Genomic DNA, 15,125 nt, shown 5'->3' with positions numbered 1-15,125 from the left:
TCGCTCGGAGGATGCACGAACGTGTATCTCGCGGCGCCGTCGGCTACTCCTCGCCCAGCAGCCGGTCGATCATCCGGTCGGGATCGAACCGCTCTAGGTCGTCGTACCCCTGGCCGGTCCCCAGGAAAAGGACTGGTTTTCCGGTAACGTGGGCGATCGAGATCGCCGCGCCGCCGTTGGAGTCGGCGTCGGCTTTCGTCAGGACGGCGCCGTCGAAGGGGGCGGCCGCGTCGAACTCCCGGGCGCGGTTGACCGCGTCCTGGCCCGCGACCGCCTCGTCTACGAAGATCGCCATGTCGGGACCGACCACCCGATCAATCTTCTCGAGTTGGTCCATCAGCCCCTCGTCGGTGTGGAGCCGACCCGCGGTGTCCCCCAAAACCACGTCCACGTCGTTCGCCTCCGCGTACTCGACTGCGTCGTACAGCACCGCCGCGGGGTCCCCGCCCTGGTCGTGGGCGATCAGGCGCCGATCGAGGGCCGCGGCGTGCTCGCGGATCTGCTCGTTGGCGCCCGCCCGGTAGGTGTCGCCGTTGGCGAGCACCGACGAGAAGCCCCGTTCCTCGAGGTACCGGCTCAGCTTCGCGATCGTCGTCGTCTTTCCGACGCCGTTGACGCCCGTAAAGACGATCACGAGAGGCTTGTCGGCGTCGGCGACCCGCTGCTCGAAATCGAACTGGCCGACGCTGATCACGTCGTGAATCGCCTCCCTCAGTGCGTCCTCGACGACCTCGCCGGTCGACTCCCGGAACCGCCGGGTCTCGCCGATCAGCTCCTCGCGGATGTTCTCTAAGATCTCCTCCGTGACTCCCATCTCGACGTCGCTCGAGAGGAGCGCGAGCTCGAGGTCCTCTAAGGGCTCCTCGACGTCTTCTTCCTCGATGACGAACTTCCCGCGGACGAGCGAGCGGGCCTTCCGGCCGAAGCCGGTGGCGTTCGACTCCTCGACGTCCTCCTCGGGGTCGTCCCCGCCTTCGCTCTCGTCGGCGTCGGCCGACACCTCGCCGTCGTGCGTGGCGGCTTCGGCCTCCCCGGTGAGGTCGTCCTCGCCCGCGACGCCGTGATCGGGGTCGATCGACGGCTCGGAACCGCCCTCCGGGGCGTCCTCGACGGCCGTTCCGGAGTCGGCGGCCGCGGCCGTCGCGTCCGCGCTCTCGGCATCCGTCTCGGTTTCGCCCGCCGGCGTCGGTCCCGACTCGCCGGGGCCGGCGACGGGCGCCGACTCCCGGCCGGGATCGGGTTCGTCCGTCCCCGACTCCGCGTCGAGGTCGGCGCGTTCTCCCGACCCGGGTTCCGCCTCGGAGTCCGGCTCTGTCCCGGCTCCGGTCGTCGCGTCGGTTCCCTCGACCCCGACGTCGGGGTCCGTTTCTGGAAGCTCCGCTTCCGGGTCCGCGTTCGGCGTCTCCGCGTCGGTCTCGCCCTCCTCGACCGGCTCGGCCTTCTCCTCAGCGGTCTCCTCGACGTCGTCGCGGAAGCTCCCGAGCTTCTCCTTTAGACTATCGAACATGGCTGGCGGTTACTGCTCGTCGGGACCGCCCGGCCCGCCGCCCTGACCGCCCATCTGTTGCATCTGCTGTTGCATCGCCTGCTGTTGGGCCTGCTGGGCCTGCTGTTCGAGCTGGGCGCTCTCGGCTTCGAGCTCGGAGATCTGTTCGGTGACCTCCTCAATCCGGTCTTCCAGGTTCTCCTGTTTGCTCTCGAGGGCGTCGATCGCACCCTCCTGTTCGAACTCCGCGGCGTAGTCGGCGCCGAGTTCGACGATCACTTCGTCGATGTCGGCGACCTCCGCGCGGACGTAGGCGCCCCCGCCGAGGGGGACCTGAACCGTCGAGCCCGACTCGAGGGTCTCGATCGCCTCGATCGCCTCGTCGGCCTCGTTCTGTTCTTCCCGGATGGACTCGACGGTCGCCTGGAGTCCCTCGATCTCGCCTTCGACCTCCTCGAGTTGCTGGGAGAGCTGCTGGAGCTCCTGTCGGCCGCTCATCGGTCGGACACCCCGACGACGGTCCGGAACTGGCGTCGTGATTCCTCGATCTGCTGGATCGTACTCATACGCCTACCTGCGGCGGGCAGTCGGAAGAATCTTCCCTTCCGTCGGGATCGGCCGTCAGTCGATGTAGCCGAGCGCGTCCTCGATCCGGCCCAGTTCCGGTCCCGTCGTCCCCTCGCCGACGACGTAGCCGGCCTCGGTCGCGAGCAGGCCCGAGCCCACCAGGGGACCGCCGTAGTTGATCGTCCCGACGTCCGCGCGGACGTTCAGGGCCTCCTCGACGGCGTCGAGTTCGGCGTCGGTGGCCTTCGGGTGACAGAGCGCCCCCCGGTTGGTGGCGACCGCGGCCGTCCCCACCGTTCGGACCCCCGCGAGGTCGCCGCGTTCGACGGGGACCTCCAGGGCGTCCTCGATCGCCCCGATTGCCTCCCGCGGGAGGTCGGGATGGACGTAGGCGCCGTAGTCGTTGGCGAGGACCACGTTCCCGGCGGCGTTGATCGAGCCCGGCAGCTCCGTGATCGGCCGATCGATCGCCTCCTCGAGTCGGTCGCGTTCGTACTCAAGGACGCGGCTGCTCACGAGCAGGCCGTTCTCGTTGCCGGTCGCGAGCGCGCCGACCGTCGAGGAGCCCCCGACGGTCGTCGCGACCGCGGGGGCCGCGAGTTCGTCGGCGATCGACTCGATGACGTCCTCGTCGGCGTCCGGACGGACGAGGACGGCGCTTTCCGTCGCGCTCGCGAAGACGCCGACGTACGACGAGCCGGCGAATGTGGTGCGAAGCACGCGGGTTAGTCGGCGAACTCGGCCTCGACGACGGCCTCGCCGGCCTCGTCGAACCGCGCGGCGCGAACCCGGAGCTTCCGTGGCGGGTTCGACCGGCCGTTGGCCCAGACGGCCTCGTTGATCGAGGGATCCAGGCGGACGGCCTCTTCCTCGACCGCGAAGTGTTTCGCGATGTGCTCGCGGACGATGGTCATCGCCCGGTCGGCGGCCTCGTGGTTCGCCCCCTTCTTGACGTCGCGGAGGGGAACGGTGACGACGCGTTCCTCGAAGTCACTGGCGCTCATGGTTACTCGTCGGTGTCGTTGCGCCGCCAGTTACGCCGCTTGGGGTTGCGCCGGGTGTTCATGTCGGTCTTGAGCATGACCCACGCCGGGACGCGGCTGTTCTCGTTTTCGAGCTTCGCGAGCCGCTTTTTCTTGCTCTTGGATTTCTTGCCCATAGTGGCCACTCGTAGCCCGCGCCGGCATAAAATCTTGTCCATCCCGCTTACCGCCCGCTCGGCCGCCTCCGCCCGCGTCGGGACTACGGATCGTCGGGGGCGGGCGTCCCCAGCCCCTCGAGGCCGTAGCGGGCGTAGAGGTCGATCCCGACCTTCGCGGCGCCGACGACGACGGGGCCGACGAAGAGGCCGACGGCGCCGAACACGGAGACGCCCCCGAAGATGCCGACGACGATCACCGCCGCGCTCAGCGGGCCGCTCCGGCCGATGAGCGCGGGCCGGAGGTAGGTATCCGAGGCGCTGACCAGCGAGCCGTAGACGACGAGGGCGGCGGCGGCTCCCGGCCGCCCGATCACGAGCAGGTAGACCGAGACCGGGACCCAGACCCCGAAGGCGCCGATCAGCGGCAGGAGCGCGAGCACGAAGGTGACGACGGTGAGAAAGACGACCCCCGGCACCGAGAGCGCCCAGAGGCCGACCCCCAGCGCGATCGCCTGAATCGCCGAGACGGCGACGTTGCCGACGACCGAGGCCCACATCAGCCGGTCGAGTTCCGCGAGCAGTTCGGCCTGGACCGCCGGCCGGACCGGGGCGACCTCGCGGAGCCACCCCATCAGCCGGTCGCCGTCCCGGAGCAGCGAAAAGAGCACGAAGACGGTGACCGTGAGCCCGAAGACGATCGCGGGGATCCCCCCGACGACGTCGAAGACGCCCGTCACCAGCCCCTGGATCCCCGTCCCGATCTCCTCCTCGTAGTCGGCGACGGCGGTCCGGAGCACGTCGGGGTCGATCCGGTAGCCGCTCCCCTCGAGCTGGCGTTCGATCGCCGTCGGGTCGAACCCCTGTTGCTGGACCGCGCCCAGGAGCCCGGAGGCCTGCCGGATCGCCACCACGAGGACGTAGACGACCGGGAGGATGAGAACGACGACCACGGCACTGATGAGGCCCACGGCCGCGGTCGTCGAACCCACGTGACTCTCCAAGCTCCGCTGGGCGGGCGCGAGCACGTACGCGAGCAGGGCCCCGAGCAGGACGTACTGGACGTACGGCAGGACGACGGCGACGGCGAGGGCGACGCTTGTGAGCGCGAAAATCCCCAGTGCGGTCCGTTCGGACCGCCCGGCGCGTGCGACCATGGTCCCCCCAGGGCGATCCACCACCAAAAGCGCCCGTGATACACGATCTCAGACCGGCGGCTCCGATCCCTCCCCGGCCGACTCCGCCCCCTGCTCGCCCCGTTCCTTGGCGGCCGAGAGGAGCGCCCCGGCCGGCCCGCGATACTCGTAGCCCGGGATCAGCCCCTGGACGTAGGTGCCCTCGACGTACTCGATCAGCGCCTTCGCGTCGGCGGCCGGCCGCGGGGAGTCGTACGCGAAGCGGACCCGGATCTCGCGGGCGCCGCGTTCGACCGTCGGCCCCTCGCCCTCCCCGCTTGCGACCCGGTAGGCGTCGGCGAGGCGACGCTCGAGGGTCTCGAACCAGCCGTCGGCGACGACGTCGGCGACCGTCTCGCCGGCGACGGCGGCGTCCAGGCTCGGCACCGTCACCGTGATCTCGACTTCCTCGTGGGGCCGGACCGCCGTCTCGAGGACGGTCGTCGTCAGGTCGTACCCCTCCCGGTCGTCCTCACGGCGCTCGAAGGCCTCGTGGCGCGCGAACGCGTCCGCAGAGTCGTCGGTCATCGCTCCCATCGAGGGTCGGTTCGGCCAAGGACCTTGCGCTCCTACGGCCGGTCTCGCTCCGCCAGCACCGACCGGAGGGCGGTCGCGACCTCCTCGAAGTCCTTCATCGTGAGCCCATCGGTCGTCGCGAACACGCCCTCGCGGTCGGAGGTGACCCGGATGAGAAAGCCGTTGTCAAAGACGCGGATCGTGTAGCGATAATCCCCGAGCTCGGAGCCCTCGTAGGCGGTCTGGGCCGTCTTGAAGCCGCGCCACTCGTGGCCGATGAACGTCGAGAGGTCGGCGTCGCGCTCCAGGTCGCTTCGGAGATAAAGCTGCTCGAAGTCGTCGCGGGTGAAGTAGGTCACCGACCGGAGGCTGTCGCCGACCGCCGTCCGGGAGGTCGTCACGATGCGCTCTGCGATCTCGTCCGGCAGTAACCCCGAATCCATGCCCCGACGTTCGCCCGGAGGGGTCTTATAGGGTCGGATGTGCCTACTCTCGTGGCTCCACGCAATCCCCCCGCGAGGGGCCGGAGGTTTTTCGACGCTCGAGCCCGTCCCGGCGCGTATGAGCGACGAGTTCGACAAGGAGGCCGAACGCGAGAAGCTCCGGGAGAAGTACGGCGACGACGCCGAAGACCGGCAGGCGACCGAGCGGATGAGCGACCTCCTCCTGAAGGGTGCGACGATGACCAACACCCACTGTGGCACCTGTGGCGACCCCCTCTTTCGCCAGAACGGCGTCACCTTCTGTCCGTCCTGTCACGGCGGACCCGAGGGCGTCGAGGGCACCGGCGTCGAGGAGGCAGAGAACCAGGCCGGAGGAAAGCTTCAGGGGCAGGGAGCCCCAACGGGGCCCGGGAACGCAGGCGGGGCGACCGAGATCGACGTCTCGAGCCCGGGCGAGGGCGAGGAGGGTCGGGCCGCCGAACCCGGGGGCCAGTCGGGGGGATCCGAGCCAGCCCCGGCCGGAGCCGACGAGCGGGCGACTCCGCCCCACGGGAACCGCCCCGAGACGAGTCCGTCGGACCCGGGTCAGCGGGCCGACCGGGGCGGACCGCGGGCGACGCCCTCCCGGGACGCCTCCCCCCCGGATCGGTCCGGAGCGTCGAGGGCCCCGACGGAACCGGCTGCCGACCGGACTCCCGCCGGCGGGAGCGAGGCCGACGCCCGCGAGTCGCTGATCGCCGCCCTGGAGCGCTTTTCGGCGGAGGCCGCGGCGACCGACGATCCCCGCTACGCCAAGGAGTGTCTCGCGGCCGCCCGCGAGGCGAGCGAGGCGCTCGCGGCGCTTCGCTGATCGGCGGGGCCCGCACGCGCCGGCTCCGAAGCGCGCCGCTACATGTCGTTCGTAATAGGTATCTTTAACTGAGTGGGTCGGCCGATCGGATGACGTATGGCGTTCATCCCGATCGCGGTGCTGACTGTCCTGGTCGTCCTCACCGGGCTGTCGATGACGTGTGCGCTCTGTCTGACCCCCCGACAGCTCCGCTCGGTCGGCGTCGGAGATCGGCTCCGGGACGTCTCGCCGTATCTCGGGGCCGCCGCCGTCTGCTTTCTGGCCAAGCGGGCGACGGACGGCTACAGTCTGCGGATCTCGCGCGCACTGGGCTGGGACGTCACTGACGAACTCCACGCCATCGAGGGCGGGTTCGTCCCCGCGTTCCAGGAGGTCGTCCCCGGAGCGACCCTGGAGTTCTTCGCGGCGATGTACATGTTCGGGTTCCCGTTTCTGATCGCGACCGCGCCGGTGCTTTACTTCCTCTCGCCCACCGGGCGCCGTCTCAAGGAACTCCTCGTCGCGTACCTCCTGAACTACGTGGTCGGCGCGATCTGTTACACCCTCGTCATCGCCTACGGCCCGCGGAACCACTTGGCCTCCGTCGAGGGGCTGATGTACGTCGCCTACCCGGCGACCCAGGACCTCACGGCGGCGATGTCGGCGAACACGGACGTCTTCCCGTCGCTGCACACGTCGCTCGCGGTCGTCGTCGTCTGCTTCGCGTGGTGGTCCCGCCGGGAGTACCCCCGGTGGTACCCCATCGCCGCGGTCGTGGGATCGGGCGTCGTCCTCTCGACGATGTACCTGGGCATCCACTGGCTGGTCGACGTCGTGGCCGGCGTCGCCCTCGGCGTCGGCTCCGTCCACGCGGCCCGCCGCCTCGTCGCCCGGCTCGAGGACGGCGCCGGCGGGGTTTCGATCCCCGCCGACCACGGCGAGGGGGTCCCTTCCGACGCGGGCGATTGATGCGGTCGGAGACGAGAACTCACCCGGCGTACTCGCTGCCGACGACCTCGCGGATCCGCTCGGCGGTGACCTCGCCGACGCCCTCGACGTCCCGTAGCTCCGCCTCGCTGGCGTCCATCACGGCCTCGACGCTGCCCAGCTCCGAGAGCAACGCGCGGGCGGTGACGGGGCCGATCTCGGCGATCGAACTCACGACGTACTCCTGTTGTTCGCCGAGCGTCTTCGCGCCCTTCTCGCCGTGGACGGAGACCTCCCGGTCGCTCGCGTCCTGTTCGCGCCCAGCGATCACCGCGAGCAGTTCGGTCGTATCGGCTTCGTCCTCCGTTCGCAGGACGCTCGCCCCGAAATCGACCGCGAGCGAGGAGAGCGCACCCCGAACCGCGTTCGGGTGGATATCGCGTTGTTCGTACAGCCCCTCGCCCTCGACGACGACGATGGGCCGGCCGTAGCCCCTGGCCATCGCGCCGACCTGCTCGAACACCGACCGGTCGCCGCCGACGAGCGAATCGACGAAGTCCGCCGTCGATTTGCGCTCGACGACCGCGCGATCCGAGAGGACGTAGTCCCCTACTTCGAGAGTCTCGAGGCGGACCTCGATCCCCTCGCGTTTCGAGAGTTCGCGGGCGATGTTCGCATCCATCTCCCGGCTGTCGGCGACGACCTCGATTCCCTCGCCCTCGGGGACCGTCGTCTCCGCCGGCTCGACCGGCTCCTCGTCCGGATCGTCGTCGGGAGCGAACGCCTGGAGGCCGGGCTGGCCCTCCGGACCGTCGGCGCGCTCGGCTCCGCCGCCGTCGCTGCCCTCGCTCCCCCCGTCGCCGCCTCCCGCCGACGCCTCCGCGTCGAACGCCGACAGCGACTGCTGGGCGTCGTCCAACTCCGCTTCGAGCTCGCTCGCCATCCCCTTTAGCTCGCGCAGCTCCGACTCCATCTCCTTTTCGCGTCGCCGCGAGATCCAGAAGTAGGCCTCGTCGCGGGTGTCCTCAGCCATCAGGACGACGACCCGGCCCTCCGACTGGCGGCCCGTCCGCCCCTTCCGTTGAATGGAGCGGATCGCGGTCGGCACCGGCTCGTAGAAGAGGACGAGATCGACGTCGGGGACGTCGAGGCCCTCCTCTGCGACGGACGTCGAGACCAGCACCTCGAACTCCCCCGCGCGGAAGGCGTCCAGGGTCTCCTGTTGTTGGATCTGGGTCATTCCATCCGACCCTTCGCGGTCGCCCTGGCCGACGAATCGCCGGGCGTCGAAGCTGGTGTTCAGAAACTCGGTCAGTGCCTCCGCCGTGTCCCGGGACTCGGTGAAGACGATGACGCGGTCGCCGCCCTCCAGACCGAGAGTCTCGGCCAGCAGCATCCGCGTCTTGCGGTACTTGGGGTGGAGTTCGTCGAAGCTCTCGGCTTTGCGCATCGCCTCCCGAACTTTGGGATCGCTGACGAGGCGCTGGCTCGCCTTCGAGGCCCCCGAGGTCTTCGCCTGGTTTCGCTGGCGTTCGAAGTATCTCCTGAGGGCCTCGACGCTCTGGGTCTCGACCAGCGTCACGGCCTGGCGGAGCTTCATCACCTCGGCGTGGACGGACATCCCCTGGTAGCCCTCCGACTGGTCGTTGTTGATCAGCTTCTGGAGTTCGGCGCGCATCCGGTTGAGATCCTTCTGGGACTGGTCGGGCTGGGTCGAGCGGGCGACCCCGAGTTCCTTCAGTTTCTCCAGCCTGTCGGTGATGACCTCGTTCAGGGCGTCCCGGATCGCGAGGACTTCGTCTGGAAGCTCGATGCGCTCCCACTCGACGTCGGTGTCGTGGGTGAACTCCGAGACGTCGGCGTCCTCCTCGGTCATCACCTCGACCTCCCGGAGGCCGAGGTTCTCACAGACCTCGAGGATGGCCTCCTCGTCGTCGCCCGGCGAGGCGCTCATGCCGGTTGCGAGGGGGTCGTCGGCGTCGGCGTGGTAGCGCTCGGCGATGTAGTTGTAGGCGTAGTCGCCGGTCGCGCGGTGGCACTCGTCGAACGTGATATGAGTGACGTCGGAGAGGGAGATTCTGCTCCCGACGAGGTCGTTCTCGATGACCTGCGGGGTCGCCATCACGACGGTCGCCTCGGCCCACAGCTCCGCCCGGTCGTCGGGACTGACCTCGCCGGTGAAGACGACGATCTCCTCGTCGGGCACCTCGAGGGCCTCCCGATAGAACTCGGCGTGTTGGGTCACGAGCGGTTTCGTCGGCGCGAGCAGGAGGGCGGTTCCGCCGACCTCCTCCAGCCGGCGGGCGGTCACGAGCAGGCTCACCGTCGTCTTCCCCAGCCCCGTCGGGAGACAGACGAGGGTGTCGTCCTCGCACGCGGTCCCCGCGAGCCGGAGCTGGTAGAGCCGGCGCTCCAAGACCCCCGGCGCGAGCAGCGGGTGGTCGATCGTCGGCGGCTCCTCCTCGGTCGCTGCCATCGGGCCGATTTCGGGCCCCGCGAGGTTAAGCGTTCCCGGACCGGAGCGGAAGTGAACGCGCTCCACGGAGGACCCCGCCGGTGTCCGTCGGCAGTCCTTTGCCCGGTCGTCGCCTACTTCCGGCATGGCCTCCGCCCGGAGCGCCGGTCGGCTCGTCGCGGCCGTCCTGGCGGTAAACGCCGTCGGTGCCGCCCCGAGCCTCGTCTCCTCGCCCGACACCCCCTGGTTCGAGAGTCTGGAAAAGCCCGCCATCTACCCGCCCGAGATCGCCTTTCCCGTCGTCTGGACGGTTCTCTTTACGCTGCTCGGGATCGCCCTCTGGCTCGTCTGGGAGCGGACGGGCGACGGCCGCCGTCTCGCGCTCTCCCTGTTCGCGCTCCAGATGCTCGTCAACGTCGCCTGGACGCCCGCCTTCTTCTCGCTGCAGGCGCAGGGGGTCGCCCTCGGGATCATCGTCGCGCTCTGGGTCCTGGTCGTCGCGACGATCGCCGCCTTCGCCCGGGTCGATCGACGTGCGGCCGCGCTGCTCGTCCCCTACCTCGCCTGGATCACGTTCGCGACGGTCCTGAACTTCGAGCTCTGGCGGCTGAACTGATCACCGGAGCCCGCGCTGGATCGCCCGGGAAAGCGAGGAGACGGCCGCGACGGCGACGGCGATACCGATCGCGGCGAGGAATCCGAGGACGATCGACACCGCGATGCGTCCGGTCGAGAGGTACGCGAGGACGAACCCGCAGACGACGACGGCGAGGACGGCGATCCGCCACGCCGTCGGTCCGTCGATCTCGTGGCCCGAGACGGTCGGCATGACCGGTCGTGGGGGCGCGGGGCCGAAAAGCGTTCCCGGTTCAGGCCGCGAGCGCGAGCCAGGCCGCGATCGCCGCGTACGGCGGGATCGTCAGATTGTCGTCGACGACGTAGGTGGCGATCCGCAGCGTCACCCCGTCGGCGACCGTCGCGCCGGCGGCCGCCGCGAGCGCCGCCGTCGTCGGCAGGAAGGGAACGGCGAGCAGCGTACAGACCGAAAACATCGCCAGGAGCACTTTCGGGGGCTTGACCCGCTCCAAGCGGTCCGCCGAAACCGCGCCGCTGACCGGATCGCCGATCGCGAGCATGAGCATTGCGGGGAGGGCGATCTCGGGTTCGAAGACGAGGACGACCGCGGCCATGCTTATCAGGTAGAGGGCGTAGCCGGCGGGGTTGTCCCGCTCGTAGTCGCGGGTGAGGACGTCGTAGATCCGCCAGTCGAGACCGACGTACAGCCTGAAGAATTCGAGGACGAGCGCGCCGGCCGCAAGGACAGCCATCAGGAGCCGGAATCGGGGCCACGTCAACGGGAGGTCCAGAAAGCGGGCCAGCAAGTAGAGCGCGACCAGCCCGGAGCCGCTGGCGTGGACCAGTCGGCGTTTGAGTTCGTCAGCCACGGCTCGCCCCTCTACGGCCCGGGTAATCAGTTCGTCGGTACCGCGGTCGGGCGGTCAGCCCGAAAGCTCCCCAAATTCGAGGTCGCCCTCCCGCAGCGCCGACAGCGTCCCCGGGAGGTCGTCGATCGGGAGCCGGACCTGGTCGGTGGAGTCGCGCTCCCGGAGCGTTACTGCGCCGTCCTCCCGGCTCTCGTAGTCGACGGTGACACAAAAGGGTGTGCCGACCTCGTCCTGGCGGCGGTACCGGCGCCCGATCGCGCCCGAGTCGTCGTAAGTCACCGACAGACCCTCCGCCCGCAGGGACGCCGCGATCCCCTCGGCCTCGCTCTCGAGTTCGGCGTCGCTCTGGAGGGGGAAAACGCCGACGAAGGTGGGCGCGACCTCGGGGTCGACTTCGAGGTAGGTCCGTTCCTCGCTGTCGACCTCGTCCTCGCGATATGCGTGCTCTAGGATCGTGTAGACGAGTCGGTCGACGCCGAAGGAGGGTTCGATCACGTGCGGGACGACGTGTTCGCCCGATTCGGTGCGCTCCTCGACGGCGAAGCCGGTTTTCTCGACGGGGATCTCGTGGCTCTCGCCGTCGACCTCCACGGTGACGGTCTCATCCTCGAAAGCGGCCCGGTCCCGCTCGGCCAGCTCCTCCAGGCCAGAGACGACGTCCCCCGCGTCGCCGCCGAACTCGGGACCGAGATAGCTCATGTCGGGGTCGACCTCGGCGCGCTCGACGGTCTTTGGCTCGTCGTACTGCCGGAAGACCGTGAAGCGCTCGTCGCTGTGGGCCTGGTGTTTCGAGAGGTCGTAGTCGCCCCGGTGGGCGAAGCCCGCGAGTTCGATCCAGTTGCCTCCCACCTCGCCCTCGGCGTCCCAGCAGTCGGCGGCGTAGTGGGCGCGCTCGCCCGCGAGGTGCTGGCGGAAGCGAAAGCGATCCATGTCGACGCCCACCGACTCGTACCACTCGCGAGCGACCCCGAGGAAGTACGCGACCCAGGGGTCGGCGATCGTGCCGTCGGCGACCGCCTCGCCCACGGTCGTCTCGACCTCGTCGCCCTCGTCGGCCTGTTGCTCGCTCGCGGGATACAGCCGGACCGGGACGTCCTCGACCGCCGAGAGGTCCGGGCCGTCGCCCTCTGGATCGACGAACAGCTCGAGTTCGGCCTGGGTGAACTCCCGGGTCCGGATGATCGACCGGCGGGGGCTGATCTCGTTTCTGTACGCCCGGCCGACCTGGGTGACGCCGAACGGAAGCTGGCCGCGGGCGTACTCCTTCAGCCGGGGGAACTCGACGAAGATGCCCTGGGCGGTCTCCGGCCGGAGGTAGCCCGGCTGGCCGTCGCCGGGGCCGACCTGCGTCTCGAACATGAGGTTGAACTCCTCGATGGCGGCGCCCGCGAGGGGTGCGCCACACTCCGGACAGGAGAGCTCGTACTCGGCGACGATTTCCTCGACCTCGGGGATTGGGAGGCTTTCGGCGTCCTCGTACTCCGTGTTGTCCTCGACGACGTGGTCGGCCCGGCTGCTCTCGCCGCAGTCGGGACACTCCACCAACATGTCGTCGAACGTGTCGAGGTGACCCGAGGCCTCGAAGACCGGCTCGGGCATGATCGTCGGCGCGTCGATCTCCATGTGGCCCTCGCCGACGGCGAACCGGTCGCGCCAGGCCTCCTCGACGTTGCCCTTCAGGGCAGCGCCCTGGGGGCCGAACGTGTAGAAGCCGCCGACGCCGCCGTAGGCCGACGAGGACCGGAAGAAGTACCCCCGTCGCTTGGCGAGCTCGACTACCTTCTCGCCGGTGTCCTCAGACATGGTTCGGTGACGGCCGCTGGCGGTGGGTCGCTCGCGGCGTTCGAGGCCGCGAGTCGGGCGCTACTGTCATCGTGTCCTCCCGTCGGCCCCCCGCACAAAAATCAGTTTCGAGGGGGAGCCAACGGTCCACACGGCGCCGCGCCCGTCGACGCCCCGACAGTCGTCGGCGTCTCGCGCCCGTTGGCGAGTCAGTCCCGCAGCGCCCGAAGCAGGTCGACGTCACGGACGATGCCGACGAGCTGGTCGCCGCTGACCATCGGGATCTGCTCGATGTCGTTGCTGATCATGAGCTGGGCAGCCTCCTGGACGGACTTGCGGGCCGAGACCGTGACGACGTCGTCGGTCATGAAACTCGAGACGGGCTCGGCGGGGATCTCGACGTTTCGGGTCGGCAAGTAGCGGCTTCCGACGGCCTTGATCCCCTCCCATGACCACTCGGAGTCCTGGTCGGGAAAGTTGTCCCCCGTCTCCTCTTCCCCTTCGACGATCCGAGCGACGTCGAGGACGTCCACTTCGGTGAGGAGGCCGCGCATCCGGCCGTCGTCGCCGAGCGCGATGGTGTAGGGGACGTTCGCGTAGGAGAGTTCGCGTTCGGCGACCGGCAGCGGCGCGCCCTCGTAGGTGGTGTTTACGTCCTCGGTCGCGTAGTCGCCGACGACCGCCTCGACGGGCTGGTCGCCCGCCGCGATTGCGTGGACGACGTCGGTGACGGTAACGATTCCCTCGAAGTCGCCGTCGACGACGGGAACCCGCCGAGCGACCTCCCCGACCATCAACTCGGCGACCTCCACCAGGCTGGCGTCTCTGGTCGTCGTCGGCACGTCGTCCATCAGCATGACGAGCTGGTCCTCGTCGGGCTGTTCGATCAGGGCGTCACGCGAGATCAGTCCCCGGTACTCGGTGCCGTCGTCGGTCTCCTTGACGACGGGAACCGAGGAGAACGCCCGCTCCTGGAGGTACTCGAGGACGTCCGTCCGGGTGCCCGGCAGCTCGGCGGTCACGACCTCCTCGCGGGGCGTCATCGCGTCGGCCACGTTCATGTCCCCTCCGTAGGGCCAAACCGAGTATAAACCCCATGTTTCAGCGCTCGAACCGTTCCGACGCGTTTATACGTCGGTATGATAAGTGGACACACATGCCACCGGATACTGGTGTCCGGCCCGGCGGCGACGCGGGAGAAGACGACACCGTCGTCGGTTCGATCGACACCGCCGCAGCCGAGGAGACGTTCGTCATCGCCGACATCTCCGCCGACGGCGCCTGGCTCTCGATGCCCGCCGCGGAGGCGCCGACGCTGCTGCGGTGGCGGTAGCTCCCGGCAGGCGGTTTTTCGGGGACGGGACCGGCTAGCTCTCGTCGCCGTCGTGCTCTAGGCCCGGAACGAACGGGGTGAGGAGTTCGTGGCGGATCGAGCCGAGAAGGGTGCCGTCGATCGTCTTGACGTGGGTGTAGATGGCTTCCGTTTCCATCGCCGCCGAGATCATTCCCTCCGCGAGCGAGAAGTCGTACCGGCCACGGATCAGGACGACCGTCTTCGTCTCGGGGTCGACGAGTTCGGTGACCACGAAGACGTTTCCCTCGACCTCGTTGCGGTAGACCTCGAACTCCGGGAACTCGCCGGCCTCAAAGACGTCCGTGAACGCCTCGGCGTGGTTGTCGGGGACGACGTGGACCAGTCCGGGCTGATCCTCTGCCTCTCTGGGCTCGCCGGTCGGCGAGGTGTGGACGGTCGGAATCGTGACCGCCTCCCACCCCTGCTCGCGGCGCTCGTCGGCGATCAGTTCGGTCTCCTCGATGGTCCGCTCCCAGGCCTCGTTGACCGCGCCCGAGCGCTCGCGGATCCGCGCGTCGTCGGGGGGCTGGCTCATACCCGCATTCGGACCACGAGCCGGTTAGACCTTTCGAGTCAGACGACGCCGAAAACGGTCTCCATCAGGTAGGAGGCCAGCAGAACCAGCAGGCTTCCGAGGAAGAGCTTCCCCGCGGGACTGAGCTGGCTTCCGGGCGGCGGCGAGGGCAGCCATCGCAGCGGCGGCAACGCCCGCACCAGCGACTGGAACCGCGTCCGCTCGCCCGGCGACGGGATCGAGTCGGCGACCCCGCGCTCTACGTCCTCGGGCGAGGTCGGCCACAGCCGGATCGTCGCGTACCCCATCAGGACGAAGCCGACGACGAAGAGCAGCGCCTTCCCGCGGACGAGGCCGCCACCCGAGACGACGGCGGCGGCGAGGGCGGCGGCGACCGAGACCGCCGCCACGACCACCGCGTAGCCGACGGCGTCGATCCAGACCACCGCCGCGACGCGGAGCCGCCGCGTCCACTCGTCGGCTCCCGTCGGCAT

General features: G+C 69.4%; 19 protein-coding genes. 4 read left to right on the top strand and 15 right to left on the bottom strand.

Features of this window, described 5'->3' with window-relative positions; all coding sequences use genetic code 11:
* Positions 1 to 43 precede the first annotated feature (43 nt).
* From ftsY to LCF40_RS06515, 8 genes are all read right to left on the bottom strand, one after another.
* Positions 44 to 1,507: a signal recognition particle-docking protein FtsY gene (gene ftsY / locus LCF40_RS06550; protein ID WP_224827829.1), complete on the bottom strand. Its 1,464-nt coding sequence runs from the start codon at positions 1,505 to 1,507 to the stop codon at positions 44 to 46.
* Positions 1,508 to 1,516: 9 nt separating this feature from the next.
* Entirely contained in the window at positions 1,517 to 1,984 is a 468-nt protein-coding gene (gene pfdA, locus LCF40_RS06545) for a prefoldin subunit alpha (RefSeq protein WP_224827828.1), read from the bottom strand.
* Positions 1,985 to 2,107: 123 nt separating this feature from the next.
* Positions 2,108 to 2,773 carry a translation initiation factor IF-6 gene (locus LCF40_RS06540; RefSeq protein WP_224827827.1) on the bottom strand — a complete coding sequence of 222 codons (666 nt, stop codon included), beginning with the start codon at positions 2,771 to 2,773 and terminating at the stop codon, positions 2,108 to 2,110.
* A 5-nt stretch (positions 2,774 to 2,778) separates the two neighbouring features.
* Positions 2,779 to 3,057, bottom strand: a complete 279-nt coding sequence (locus LCF40_RS06535; protein WP_114576867.1) for a 50S ribosomal protein L31e — start codon at positions 3,055 to 3,057, stop codon at positions 2,779 to 2,781.
* A gap of 2 nt (positions 3,058 to 3,059) precedes the next feature.
* Complete coding sequence (locus LCF40_RS06530) at positions 3,060 to 3,212, bottom strand: 50S ribosomal protein L39e (RefSeq protein WP_114576866.1); 153 nt, start codon at positions 3,210 to 3,212, stop codon at positions 3,060 to 3,062.
* 83 nt (positions 3,213 to 3,295) lie between these two features.
* Complete coding sequence (locus LCF40_RS06525; RefSeq protein ID WP_224827826.1) at positions 3,296 to 4,348, bottom strand: AI-2E family transporter; 1,053 nt, start codon at positions 4,346 to 4,348, stop codon at positions 3,296 to 3,298.
* 48 nt (positions 4,349 to 4,396) lie between these two features.
* Positions 4,397 to 4,894, bottom strand: a complete 498-nt coding sequence (locus tag LCF40_RS06520; RefSeq protein WP_224827825.1) for a DUF5813 family protein — start codon at positions 4,892 to 4,894, stop codon at positions 4,397 to 4,399.
* A gap of 41 nt (positions 4,895 to 4,935) precedes the next feature.
* On the bottom strand, positions 4,936 to 5,325 hold the full coding sequence (locus LCF40_RS06515) for a DUF7522 family protein (protein ID WP_114576863.1): 390 nt from the start codon (positions 5,323 to 5,325) through the stop codon (positions 4,936 to 4,938).
* Between the two features lie 118 nt (positions 5,326 to 5,443).
* Between LCF40_RS06515 and LCF40_RS06510 the strand changes: the two genes are divergently transcribed.
* A complete protein-coding gene (locus LCF40_RS06510; RefSeq protein ID WP_224827824.1) occupies positions 5,444 to 6,175 on the top strand; it encodes an Sjogren's syndrome/scleroderma autoantigen 1 family protein in 732 nt (243 codons plus the stop codon).
* A gap of 96 nt (positions 6,176 to 6,271) precedes the next feature.
* Positions 6,272 to 7,123 carry a phosphatase PAP2 family protein gene (locus LCF40_RS06505; RefSeq protein ID WP_224827823.1) on the top strand — a complete coding sequence of 284 codons (852 nt, stop codon included), beginning with the start codon at positions 6,272 to 6,274 and terminating at the stop codon, positions 7,121 to 7,123.
* Between the two features lie 19 nt (positions 7,124 to 7,142).
* Here LCF40_RS06505 and LCF40_RS06500 read toward each other — a convergent pair whose 3' ends face one another.
* Positions 7,143 to 9,557 (bottom strand): DEAD/DEAH box helicase, encoded by a 2,415-nt coding sequence (locus LCF40_RS06500; RefSeq protein ID WP_224827822.1) that lies wholly within the window; start codon positions 9,555 to 9,557, stop codon positions 7,143 to 7,145.
* A 124-nt stretch (positions 9,558 to 9,681) separates the two neighbouring features.
* Between LCF40_RS06500 and LCF40_RS06495 the strand changes: the two genes are divergently transcribed.
* Positions 9,682 to 10,152 (top strand): TspO/MBR family protein, encoded by a 471-nt coding sequence (locus tag LCF40_RS06495; protein WP_224827821.1) that lies wholly within the window; start codon positions 9,682 to 9,684, stop codon positions 10,150 to 10,152.
* Here the strand turns inward: LCF40_RS06495 and LCF40_RS06490 are convergent, their stop codons facing one another.
* The 4 genes from LCF40_RS06490 to LCF40_RS06475 form a co-directional block, all read right to left on the bottom strand.
* The gene (locus tag LCF40_RS06490; RefSeq protein WP_224827820.1) at positions 10,153 to 10,365 is read right to left on the bottom strand and encodes a hypothetical protein; all 213 of its coding nucleotides are present in this window, start codon (positions 10,363 to 10,365) and stop codon (positions 10,153 to 10,155) included.
* A 40-nt stretch (positions 10,366 to 10,405) separates the two neighbouring features.
* On the bottom strand, positions 10,406 to 10,981 hold the full coding sequence (locus LCF40_RS06485) for a dolichol kinase (RefSeq protein ID WP_224827819.1): 576 nt from the start codon (positions 10,979 to 10,981) through the stop codon (positions 10,406 to 10,408).
* 54 nt (positions 10,982 to 11,035) lie between these two features.
* Positions 11,036 to 12,784 carry a glycine--tRNA ligase gene (gene glyS, locus LCF40_RS06480; RefSeq protein ID WP_224827818.1) on the bottom strand — a complete coding sequence of 583 codons (1,749 nt, stop codon included), beginning with the start codon at positions 12,782 to 12,784 and terminating at the stop codon, positions 11,036 to 11,038.
* A 188-nt stretch (positions 12,785 to 12,972) separates the two neighbouring features.
* Complete coding sequence (locus LCF40_RS06475) at positions 12,973 to 13,824, bottom strand: CBS domain-containing protein (protein ID WP_224827817.1); 852 nt, start codon at positions 13,822 to 13,824, stop codon at positions 12,973 to 12,975.
* A gap of 95 nt (positions 13,825 to 13,919) precedes the next feature.
* Between LCF40_RS06475 and LCF40_RS06470 the strand changes: the two genes are divergently transcribed.
* Positions 13,920 to 14,096 (top strand): DUF7556 family protein, encoded by a 177-nt coding sequence (locus LCF40_RS06470; RefSeq protein ID WP_198667872.1) that lies wholly within the window; start codon positions 13,920 to 13,922, stop codon positions 14,094 to 14,096.
* Between the two features lie 34 nt (positions 14,097 to 14,130).
* Here LCF40_RS06470 and LCF40_RS06465 read toward each other — a convergent pair whose 3' ends face one another.
* A complete protein-coding gene (locus LCF40_RS06465) occupies positions 14,131 to 14,652 on the bottom strand; it encodes a DUF7529 family protein (RefSeq protein WP_224827816.1) in 522 nt (173 codons plus the stop codon).
* Between the two features lie 38 nt (positions 14,653 to 14,690).
* Positions 14,691 to 15,125 carry a DUF7555 family protein gene (locus LCF40_RS06460; protein WP_224827815.1) on the bottom strand — a complete coding sequence of 145 codons (435 nt, stop codon included), beginning with the start codon at positions 15,123 to 15,125 and terminating at the stop codon, positions 14,691 to 14,693.

The sequence above is a fragment of the Saliphagus infecundisoli genome (genome assembly GCF_020177375.1).
Lineage (GTDB): Archaea > Halobacteriota > Halobacteria > Halobacteriales > Natrialbaceae > Saliphagus > Saliphagus infecundisoli.
Note: the sequence above shows the minus strand (reverse complement) of the source record. Positions and strands in the feature narration are given on the sequence as shown.

Bases quoted from the DNA above. Each gene is read 5' to 3' on its own strand.
- LCF40_RS06530 (WP_114576866.1), bottom strand. From the start codon at position 3,212: ATGGGCAAGAAATCCAAGAGCAAGAAAAAGCGGCTCGCGAAGCTCGAA.
- LCF40_RS06460 (WP_224827815.1), bottom strand. From the start codon at position 15,125: ATGCCGACGGGAGCCGACGAGTGGACGCGGCGGCTCCGCGTCGCGGCG.
- LCF40_RS06465 (WP_224827816.1), bottom strand. From the start codon at position 14,652: ATGAGCCAGCCCCCCGACGACGCGCGGATCCGCGAGCGCTCGGGCGCG.
- LCF40_RS06510 (WP_224827824.1), top strand. From the start codon at position 5,444: ATGAGCGACGAGTTCGACAAGGAGGCCGAACGCGAGAAGCTCCGGGAG.
- LCF40_RS06505 (WP_224827823.1), top strand. From the start codon at position 6,272: ATGGCGTTCATCCCGATCGCGGTGCTGACTGTCCTGGTCGTCCTCACC.
- LCF40_RS06490 (WP_224827820.1), bottom strand. From the start codon at position 10,365: ATGCCGACCGTCTCGGGCCACGAGATCGACGGACCGACGGCGTGGCGG.
- LCF40_RS06470 (WP_198667872.1), top strand. From the start codon at position 13,920: ATGCCACCGGATACTGGTGTCCGGCCCGGCGGCGACGCGGGAGAAGAC.
- ftsY (WP_224827829.1), bottom strand. From the start codon at position 1,507: ATGTTCGATAGTCTAAAGGAGAAGCTCGGGAGCTTCCGCGACGACGTC.
- LCF40_RS06495 (WP_224827821.1), top strand. From the start codon at position 9,682: ATGGCCTCCGCCCGGAGCGCCGGTCGGCTCGTCGCGGCCGTCCTGGCG.
- LCF40_RS06475 (WP_224827817.1), bottom strand. From the start codon at position 13,824: ATGAACGTGGCCGACGCGATGACGCCCCGCGAGGAGGTCGTGACCGCC.
- LCF40_RS06515 (WP_114576863.1), bottom strand. From the start codon at position 5,325: ATGGATTCGGGGTTACTGCCGGACGAGATCGCAGAGCGCATCGTGACG.
- LCF40_RS06525 (WP_224827826.1), bottom strand. From the start codon at position 4,348: ATGGTCGCACGCGCCGGGCGGTCCGAACGGACCGCACTGGGGATTTTC.
- glyS (WP_224827818.1), bottom strand. From the start codon at position 12,784: ATGTCTGAGGACACCGGCGAGAAGGTAGTCGAGCTCGCCAAGCGACGG.
- LCF40_RS06500 (WP_224827822.1), bottom strand. From the start codon at position 9,557: ATGGCAGCGACCGAGGAGGAGCCGCCGACGATCGACCACCCGCTGCTC.
- LCF40_RS06520 (WP_224827825.1), bottom strand. From the start codon at position 4,894: ATGACCGACGACTCTGCGGACGCGTTCGCGCGCCACGAGGCCTTCGAG.
- pfdA (WP_224827828.1), bottom strand. From the start codon at position 1,984: ATGAGCGGCCGACAGGAGCTCCAGCAGCTCTCCCAGCAACTCGAGGAG.
- LCF40_RS06535 (WP_114576867.1), bottom strand. From the start codon at position 3,057: ATGAGCGCCAGTGACTTCGAGGAACGCGTCGTCACCGTTCCCCTCCGC.